We start from the raw sequence: 7970 nt of genomic DNA on the forward strand, positions 1-7970 counted from the left end.
CATCACCACCGTCACCTTCGCGGTCATCACCACCGGCATCCTCGCTGTCATCATCGGAGGACTTCTCGGCCTCGTCGTCGTCCGCCGACGCGGTCTTGGTCTCTTCCTTGACTTCCGGCTTCTCGACCGCTTCACCGACGGTGGTGTTCCTGTCGACCGTGCTGAACAGGGCGTTCACCAGGTAGAACACGGCAGCCAGCAGCACCAGCGCCGAGACGAACCCCACCACCTTCGAGATCGGATCGACCTTGGGAGTATGTTGAGCCACGAGAATCCTCCAGAATCTTTTATCGTCGTTTTAGCAAGCGCAACCGCGCGTATTATATAGGCAATCCCTTCCGTTTGACAGAACCGGCAACGCCATGTCTTCCCCCGCCCCGACCAACGGCCGCAAAGGCAGCTCGAAACGCCGACAGAAGGCGCCCGCGGGGCTTTTCTCGCCGGTCGCCGAGTTGCCGGGCGTCGGCCCGAAGCTGGCCGAGAAGCTCGCCCGGCTGCACATCGAGAGGATCGAGGATCTGCTCTGGCACCAGCCGCTTCGCTACGAGGATCGCGGCACCAAGCAGCCACTTGACCCCGATCACGTCGGCGAGCCGGCGCTGTTCGAGGTGCGCATCACCGAGGTCCGGCCGCTGTTCCGCGGCAAGGCCCGACTGGTCTGCCAGGGCACGGGCGAGGGCCCGCACGGCCCCACCCCGCTGACGATCTGGTTCTTCGGCCGTTTCGGCCCCACCCCGCAGTCCGGGCGGAGCTACCTGCTGTTCGGCGAACTTCAGCACGGCCCCCACGGACTGGAGATGGCCCAGCCGGAACTGGTCGCCCCCACCCAGATCGGCCACATCCAGCCCGTCTACCCGGCCACGGAAGGGGTGGGCCAGATCAAGCTGCGCCAACTGGTCGGTGCGGCGCTGGAAATCGCCGTGCGCGAGCTGCGCGACCCGCTGCCCGCCGCCATCCGCGAGCCCCGCGGCTGGCCGCCGCTGATGAAGGCCCTGCAACGCATCCACGTCCCGAAGCGAAACGAGGGCGTGCCGCGGCGGGACGAGCCGGCATTCCAGCGCCTGATCACCGAGGAACTGGCCACCCATATCCTCGCGCTGCGCCAGCGCCGGGCGGTCACCCGGCAGGTCGCCGCCCCGGCCATCCCGCCGCGCGAGCATCTGTTCGGTCAGCTGCTCGGCCAGCTGGGCTTCACGCCCACCGGCGCCCAGAAACGGGTGATCGGCGAGATCAAGACCGACCTGGCCCAGCGCCTGCCGATGCTGCGGCTGGTACAGGGCGACGTCGGCTCGGGCAAGACGCTGGTGGCCGCGGCCGCCGCGCTGGACGTGATCGACGCCGGCTACCAGGTCGCGCTGATGGCTCCCACGGCACTCCTCGCCGAGCAGCACGCGCGCAACTTCGCGCAGTGGTTCGAGCCGCTGGGCCTGTCGGTGCGACTGATGAGCGGCCAGCAGTCGGCGGCTCGACGCCGCGAGGGGCTGGCACAACTGGCCGACGGGCGGGCGCAGATCGTGATCGGCACCCATGCCCTGTTCCAGGAATCGGTCGACTTCCACCGACTGGGACTGGTGATCGTCGACGAACAGCATCGCTTCGGCGTCCACCAGCGCCTGGCGCTGACCGACAAGGGGGCGAACCAGGAGGGCGGCGCGCGTCGGCCGCACCAGCTGATCATGACCGCCACCCCCATCCCGCGCACGCTGGCGATGACGCAGTTCGCCGACCTCGACGTCTCGATCATCGACGAGCTGCCGCCCGGCCGCACCCCGGTGACTACCGTGGTGGTGCGCGCCGACCGCCGTGGCGAGGTGATCGAGCGCATCAGTCAGGTGTGTGCCGGAGGGCGGCAGGCCTACTGGGTCTGCCCGCTGATCGAGGAGGGCCAGATCGAGGCGCAGGCGGCCGAGACCACTTTCGCCATGCTCGGCAAGGAACTGCCGCATCTCTCGATCGGCATGGTGCACGGGCGCATGTCGGCGGCCGACAAGCAGCGCGAGATGGCCCGCTTCAAGGCCGGCGACTACCACCTGCTGGTGGCGACCACGGTGATCGAGGTGGGCGTGGACGTACCCAACGCCTCGCTGATGATCATCGAGAACGCCGAGCGCATGGGGCTGGCCCAGCTGCACCAGCTGCGCGGCCGCGTCGGACGTGGCGCGACCGCCAGCCACTGCGTGCTGCTGTTCGAGGAACCGCTCTCCGATCGCGCCCGCGCCCGGCTGGCCCTGATGCGCGAGACCGAGGACGGCTTCCGGCTGGCCGAGGCGGACCTCGAACAGCGCGGCCCCGGCGAGGTTCTCGGCACCCGCCAGGCGGGTATCGCCAAGCTCCGAATCGCCGACCTGCTGGAAGATCAGGACAAGCTGGAGGAAGCGGGAAAACTGGCGGACCAACTGCTGGAACGGTTCCCCGACTCGATCAATCCGCTGATCGCCCGGTGGGTGGGGGCGGCGGGGCAGTACGGGCAGGTCTAGCTCCTGCGCCGACCCTTCCGAGGCACAAACCGTCGCCCCTTGCCCGCCTCCGGCTGCTGACATACTGTCGAAAGGGAATAACACGGAAGATTGGCGGCCAAATCGCCCTTCGGCCGCCCAACTGCATCGAGGGAACCCGGCGCTTGTGATCAAGCAACTCCTCCTCGTCCTCTCCTGGACCTGCCTGCTATCGCTTTCGACCGGCGCGTCGGCCGTTTCGCTGAACTCGGCGGAACGGGCATTCATCGAGGAGAACCCCTCCGTCACCATCGCCATGATGGTCGAGCACCCGCCGTTCACCATCGAGGACGAGGGCAGCGGAGTCGGCTTCGAGCACGACCTGCTGGATCTCGTGGGCGAAAAGGCCGGCCTCGATTTCGAGAAGCGCTTCGGGGTCTGGGGAGAATCGCTGCGCCGTTTCCGCCGCGGCGAGGTCGACATGATCTCCAGCATCTCCTACCGGGAGGACCGTACCCCCTTCACCCTCTACACCGAGCCGTACTACCGCATCCCGGTTTTCGTCTTCGTCCGCGACGACTTCGGCGGGTACGCGGGCATCGAGGATCTCGCCGGGCGGAAGGTCGGCATCATCCGCGACATCTTCTACGATGGCGACCTCGAGGACGCCGGCGAAATGGAGCTGGTGCGATTCGACACCTACCAGGGCATGATCCGTGCGCTGGTGCTCGGCGAGATCGACGCGCTGGTACAGAACCTGAGCAACATCAACCAGATCATCAAGCGCCGCGCCTACACCAACGTCCGCATCGCCGGCGAGCTCGAACTGCCGGGGGTCTCCGGGGAGGACCTGCGCTTCGGCATAACCCCGGACAAGCCCGAATTGCGCTCGATCGTGCAGAAGGCGATGGACGACATCACCCCGGCCGAGTGGGAAGCGCTGACCCAGCGGTGGCTCGACGTCAGGAACAAGGGCGACGAACCCACCCCGGACCTCACCGCCGAGGAGCGGGCCTACCTGAGAGACAAGGGACGCATCGACATCTGCATCGACCCGAACTGGATGCCCTTCGAGCGCTTCGACGAAAACGGCGACCACGAGGGCATCAGCGCCGACTACTTCGCCCTGTTCGAGAAGGTACTCTCGGTGGACTTCCGCCCCGTCCACGCCGAGACCTGGACCGAGTCGGTGAACCATCTCAAGGCCGGTCGCTGCGACCTGCTCAGCCTGGCGATGCGTACGCCGGAGCGGGAGACCTATCTCGATTTCACCGACAGCTACATCCGCACACCGCTGGTCGTGGCCACCCAGTCCGACGTGGCCTTCGTCACCGGGCTGGAGGATCTCGCCGGGCGGAGGATCGCCATCCCGGCGCTGTACGCCTTCGCCGAGCTGCTGCGCGAGGATTACCCCGAGCTCGAGCTGATCGAGGTCACCGACATCGACGCCGGGCTGGAGATGGTGCGCCGCGGCGAGGTGTTCGGTTATATCGGCACGCTCGCCACCATCGGTTACAAGCTGCAGACGGAATACGCCGGCGACCTGCGCATCACGGGCGATACCGGGCTGTCCTGGAACATGGGGGTTGCGGTGCGCGAAGGGCAGCCGGTCCTCCACGGCATCATGCAGAAGGCCGTGAACAGCATCACCGACGAGCAGCGGCGGACCATCAACGACAAGTGGATCTCGGTGCGCTACGAACAGCGGATGGACTACACCCTGCTCTGGGTGGTGACCGCCGTCTTCGCCCTGCTCATGGCCATCGGCCTGGCGGTCTATCTCAAGCAGGCCGGCCTCAAGCGGCAGCTGGAAGCGGCCTACCGGGAAGCCGAGCGGCTCGCCGTGACCGACAAGCTGACCGGCGTGTACAACCGCCATCGGCTCGACCAGGTGCTCGAAGAGGAAACCCGCCGTGCCCACCGCTACGGCGAGGGTTTCGGGGTACTGATCCTCGACATCGACCACTTCAAGCAGATCAACGACCGCTTCGGGCACCGCAGCGGCGATACCGTCCTGCGGGAGTTCACCGACGTGCTGCGCAGGACCTGCCGCCAGACCGACGTCCTGGGCCGCTGGGGCGGCGAGGAATTCCTCGTCATTTCGGCGCACGCCGACCGGACCACGCTGCACGCCTTTGCCGAGCGGCTGCGCGCGTCCGTCGAGGCACAGGCATTCAGCGACGTCGAGCGCGTGACCACCAGCGTCGGCGCCAGCCTCTTCCGCGCCGGAGACACCTCCGACACGCTGATCAAGCGCGCCGATGACGCCCTCTACGAGGCCAAGCGACTGGGGCGCAATACCGTGGTGATCCGTTAGACAGGTACTGCCGACAGCCGCCCGAATGCACCGGCATCGTGCGTTTTCGCGCCCAAGCGCACACCGATCGTGCAAATGAATCGTCCGGCGCGCCTCAAAAGGCGGCACGCACGCATGGAACGTTTCCTGCTTCTGGTGCAAGCATCATCTTGAACCGGAGACGACCATGGAAACGTTCCAGAGTGGTGCGAACACCTTCTTTCTCCTGATCGGCGCGGCAATGGTGCTGGCCATGCACGCCGGCTTCGCCTTTCTCGAGGTGGGCACGGTGCGCGCGAAGAACCAGGTCAACGCCCTGGTGAAGATCATCGCGGACTTCGCCGTGGCGACCATCGCCTATTTCTTCATCGGCTATTCCATCGCCTACGGCATGGACTTCTACGCCGCGGCTGCCGAGCTCAACGTGGGCAACGGCTACGAGCTGGTGAAGTTCTTCTTCCTGCTCACCTTCGCCGCGGCCATCCCGGCGATCATCTCCGGCGGCATCGCCGAGCGGGCGAAGTTCTACCCCGTGCTGGCCGCCACCTTCGTGATCGTCGCGCTGATCTACCCGCTCTACGAAGGCATGATCTGGAACGGCCGCTTCGGCCTGCAGGGCTGGCTGGAGTCCACTTTCGGCGCCGGCTTCCACGACTTCGCCGGCTCGATGGTGGTGCACGGCATGGGCGGCTGGATCGCGCTGGCCGCGGTACTGCTGCTGGGCGCGCGCCGCGGGCGCTACGGCAGGAACGGCACCATGTCGGCCCATCCGCCGTCGAGCATTCCCTTCCTTGCGCTGGGGGCGTGGATCCTCACCGTGGGCTGGTTCGGCTTCAACGTCATGTCGGCACAATCGGTCGAGGCCGTTTCCGGGCTGGTGGCCATCAACTCGCTGATGGCGATGGTCGGCGGGGTGCTCGCCGCGCTGTTCGTCGGCCGCAACGACCCGGGCTTCGTCCACAACGGGCCGCTGGCCGGGCTGGTGGCCATCTGTGCCGGCTCGGACATCGTCCACCCGCTCGGGGCGCTCGCCATCGGCGCGATCGCCGGGGCGCTGTTCGTCGGCACCTTCATCCTCACCCAGAACCGCTGGAAGATCGACGACGTGCTGGGCGTCTGGCCGCTGCACGGGCTGTGCGGCGCCTGGGGCGCCATCGCCGCCGGCATCTTCGGCCTGGAGGCCCTCGGGGGCATGGGCGGCGTGAACCTGATCTCCCAGCTCATCGGTACCACCGTGGGCATCATCATCGCCCTGGCCGGCGGGTTCGTCGTCTACTGGGCACTCAAGCGCAGCGTCGGCATCCGCCTGAGCGAGGAAGAGGAATTCGAGGGCGCCGACCTGTCCATCCACCGCATCAGCGCCACGCCCACGGTCGACGGCGGACGGTGAGCGAATAGATGGCGGCCTGCGCGAAACGGACCATGCCTTTTCCGGGTGCCTGGAAAAACCGGGAAGGCATGCCGGGCAGCCCGGGAAGCCGGGGTCAGTCGCCGACCTGACGCCTGATGTGCTCGATCACGGCGCCGTGCTCGTGCTGGGGACTGAACATCACGATGTCCGTATCGTCCTCGGCCCGGACGCTGTGACCCGGCGGCCAGTAGAACAGGTCGCCGGTCGACGACGTCTCTTCGCTGCCGTCGGCGTACAACGCCGTGATCGCACCCTTGACCACGTAGCCCCAGTGCGGACTCTGGCACAGGTCACCGTCGAGGCCTTGCAGCAACTCGGTGATATCCGTGCCGGCGCCAAACGAGAAGTATTCGGCCCCCATCGTCTCGTATCCCGAGACATCGCCGAACCCGCCCTTCTGCCTCACCGTTGCCCCGGGAACATCGATCCGCACGGGAATATCGTCTTTCGCGATCCGCATAACGCCGCCCTCCCCTCGAGGTTGACCGACCACTCACAATCAAAAGTGTAGCCAACCCCGGCCGATGCCGCCCGGGTAACTGGCCGGGGAGTCACCGGGAGCGAGAGGCGTCATCGTGCCGAGGTTCCCCGGGGTTTTCGGCTTCTCCCGTGGCTGGCTCCAGCGGCTCGCCATCCGCGTCCAGGAACTGGTAATCGTAGGCCGCCTGGAGGCCGGCTTCGCCCTCGGCCTCCTTCTCGGGCTCCGAGCCGATGGAGCCCGGGTAGAGAGGCGACAGGATTGCCACCAGGACGCCCATGGCGGAGAACATGGCAAACGCCTCGGCGTAGCCGAATGCATTCACCAGCGAGCCGACGACGGGCGAACCGGCCGCCTGCCCCAGCGAGACCGCCATGAACGGCAGCACCGGCCCCATCGACAGGCGTCCCGGCAACAGGCGGATGCCGGTCATCAGGTAGAGCCCCGTCAGGCTCATGTAGGCCAGGCCGAAGACCAGCGCGGAAAAGGCCGCGAGAAAGGCATTGCCCGGGCTGGCGGCGAGCAGCGCCAGGCTCGTGGCCAGCATCATCAGCATCAGTGCCTGGGTGATGGGCGGGTTGTTGCGATCGGCCAGGTCGGCCACCGCCGCACCACCGAGGCCGGCGACGCCGACCGCCAGCCACAACCAGCCGGTCGCACCCGGCGGCAACTCGCCCAGCGTGACCGCCAGATCGGGCGCGAAGATCCAGTAGGCGGCGGAGACGAAGCCCATGAGGAAGGCAAACACCGAAAGCCTGCCCAGGCGCCATCGTTGCAGGCTGCCGATCGGCGGGGGCGGCGCGGCATCCCACGACGTAAACCGCGACACCGAGGGGATGACGAACCAGGTGGCCACCACCCCGATAGCTGCCAGGATAGCGAACGACCCGTAGGCGAAACGCCAGGCGTCGGCCAGGAACAGCACCGCCGGCACGGCCACGATCACGCCGACGCTGGTGCCCGCGTTCATGATCGAGCTCACCCGACCGTGCATCGACCGGTCGACCACCGCCTGCATGGCGCCCGACAGTGCCGGCATCATCAGGCCGGTGGCGATGCCGCAAGCGAATACCCCCACGCCGAGCGACAGCGCATCCGGGGCCTGGCTGATCACCAGGAGACCACTGGCACCGATCGTGCCGGACAGCATCGCCGTGTAGCGTGCCCCTATCCGAACGGCGAGAATCGGCGCGACCAGCGAGGCCAGAATGAAACTGATCAGCGGAAGCGCCCCGATGACGCCGACCACATCCGGCGTCAGCCCCAGCTCGGCACGGATGGGGGGGACGAACAGGCCGAAGGCGAAACGCGCGAGCCCGTAGGTGATCGCGATCAGGCCGGCACCGAACA

Annotated in this window: 6 protein-coding genes; 3 read left to right on the top strand and 3 right to left on the bottom strand. The window is 67.2% G+C overall.

The window, feature by feature from the left end; translation table 11 throughout:
- Nucleotides 1-268: hypothetical protein (locus tag ACLFMY_RS07445; protein ID WP_410763994.1), on the bottom strand; the 268-nt coding region annotated here is incomplete at its 3' end.
- 94 nt (nucleotides 269-362) lie between these two features.
- Here ACLFMY_RS07445 and recG point away from each other — a divergent pair.
- The 3 genes from recG to ACLFMY_RS07460 all read left to right on the top strand — a co-directional run bounded on the left by recG (nucleotide 363) and on the right by ACLFMY_RS07460 (nucleotide 6121).
- Entirely contained in the window at nucleotides 363-2477 is a 2115-nt protein-coding gene (recG, locus tag ACLFMY_RS07450) for an ATP-dependent DNA helicase RecG (protein WP_410763995.1), read from the top strand.
- A gap of 145 nt (nucleotides 2478-2622) precedes the next feature.
- Nucleotides 2623-4752, top strand: a complete 2130-nt coding sequence (locus tag ACLFMY_RS07455) for a diguanylate cyclase (RefSeq protein ID WP_410763996.1) — start codon at nucleotides 2623-2625, stop codon at nucleotides 4750-4752.
- Between the two features lie 166 nt (nucleotides 4753-4918).
- Nucleotides 4919-6121 carry an ammonium transporter gene (locus ACLFMY_RS07460; protein WP_410763998.1) on the top strand — a complete coding sequence of 401 codons (1203 nt, stop codon included), beginning with the start codon at nucleotides 4919-4921 and terminating at the stop codon, nucleotides 6119-6121.
- A gap of 94 nt (nucleotides 6122-6215) precedes the next feature.
- Here ACLFMY_RS07460 and ACLFMY_RS07465 read toward each other — a convergent pair whose 3' ends face one another.
- Nucleotides 6216-6602, bottom strand: a complete 387-nt coding sequence (locus ACLFMY_RS07465; RefSeq protein ID WP_410763999.1) for a cupin domain-containing protein — start codon at nucleotides 6600-6602, stop codon at nucleotides 6216-6218.
- Nucleotides 6603-6693: 91 nt separating this feature from the next.
- On the bottom strand, nucleotides 6694-7970 hold a 1277-nt coding region (locus tag ACLFMY_RS07470; protein WP_410764000.1), incomplete at its 5' end, for a CynX/NimT family MFS transporter.

The sequence above is a fragment of the Guyparkeria sp. genome (assembly GCF_046545975.1).
GTDB lineage: Bacteria > Pseudomonadota > Gammaproteobacteria > Halothiobacillales > Halothiobacillaceae > Guyparkeria.